The sequence below is a fragment of the Citrobacter sp. Ct235 genome (assembly GCF_030332305.1).
In the GTDB taxonomy this organism is placed as follows: domain Bacteria; phylum Pseudomonadota; class Gammaproteobacteria; order Enterobacterales; family Enterobacteriaceae; genus Citrobacter_A; species Citrobacter_A telavivensis.
This window is the reverse complement of record NZ_JAOWIC010000024.1, coordinates 1-1,370: the sequence shown is the minus strand read 5'-3', so window position 1 is coordinate 1,370 and position 1,370 is coordinate 1. Positions and strand designations below refer to the sequence as shown.

The window sequence follows — 1,370 nt, the reverse complement described above, 5'->3', positions numbered from 1 at the left end:
CTTCGGCGTTGTAAGGTTAAGCCTCACGGTTCATTAGTACCGGTTAGCTCAACGCATCGCTGCGCTTACACACCCGGCCTATCAACGTCGTCGTCTTCAACGTTCCTTCAGGACTCTTTAAGAGTCAGGGAGAACTCATCTCGGGGCAAGTTTCGTGCTTAGATGCTTTCAGCACTTATCTTTTCCGCATTTAGCTACCGGGCAGTGCCATTGGCATGACAACCCGAACACCAGTGATGCGTCCACTCCGGTCCTCTCGTACTAGGAGCAGCCCCCCTCAATTCTCCAGCGCCCACGGCAGATAGGGACCGAACTGTCTCACGACGTTCTAAACCCAGCTCGCGTACCACTTTAAATGGCGAACAGCCATACCCTTGGGACCTACTTCAGCCCCAGGATGTGATGAGCCGACATCGAGGTGCCAAACACCGCCGTCGATATGAACTCTTGGGCGGTATCAGCCTGTTATCCCCGGAGTACCTTTTATCCGTTGAGCGATGGCCCTTCCATTCAGAACCACCGGATCACTAAGACCTGCTTTCGCACCTGCTCGCGCCGTCACGCTCGCAGTCAAGCTAGCTTATGCCTTTGCACTAACCTCCTGATGTCCGACCAGGATTAGCTAACCTTCGTGCTCCTCCGTTACTCTTTAGGAGGAGACCGCCCCAGTCAAACTACCCACCAGACACTGTCCGCAACCCGGATTACGGGCCCACGTTAGAACACCAGCCATTAAAGGGTGGTATTTCAAGGTTGGCTCCATGCAGACTGGCGTCCACACTTCAAAGCCTCCCACCTATCCTACACATCAAGGACCAGTGTTCAGTGTCAAGCTATAGTAAAGGTTCACGGGGTCTTTCCGTCTTGCCGCGGGTACACTGCATCTTCACAGCGAGTTCAATTTCACTGAGTCTCGGGTGGAGACAGCCTGGCCATCATTACGCCATTCGTGCAGGTCGGAACTTACCCGACAAGGAATTTCGCTACCTTAGGACCGTTATAGTTACGGCCGCCGTTTACCGGGGCTTCGATCAAGAGCTTCTCCTTACGGATAACCCCATCAATTAACCTTCCGGCACCGGGCAGGCGTCACACCGTATACGTCCACTTTCGTGTTTGCACAGTGCTGTGTTTTTAATAAACAGTTGCAGCCAGCTGGTATCTTCGACTGATTTCAGCTCCATGAGTAAATCACTTCACCTACATATCAGCGTGCCTTCTCCCGAAGTTACGGCACCATTTTGCCTAGTTCCTTCACCCGAGTTCTCTCAAGCGCCTTGGTATTCTCTACCTGACCACCTGTGTCGGTTTGGGGTACGATTTGATGTTACCTGATGCTTAGAGGCTTTTCCTGGAAGCAGGGCATTTGT

General features: G+C 52.7%; 1 rRNA gene. It reads right to left on the bottom strand.

Annotation, left to right across the window (positions count from 1 at the left end):
* Positions 1–12: 12 nt before the first annotated feature.
* A 23S ribosomal RNA gene (locus OGY35_RS01080) occupies positions 13–1,370 on the bottom strand; the annotation flags it as partial.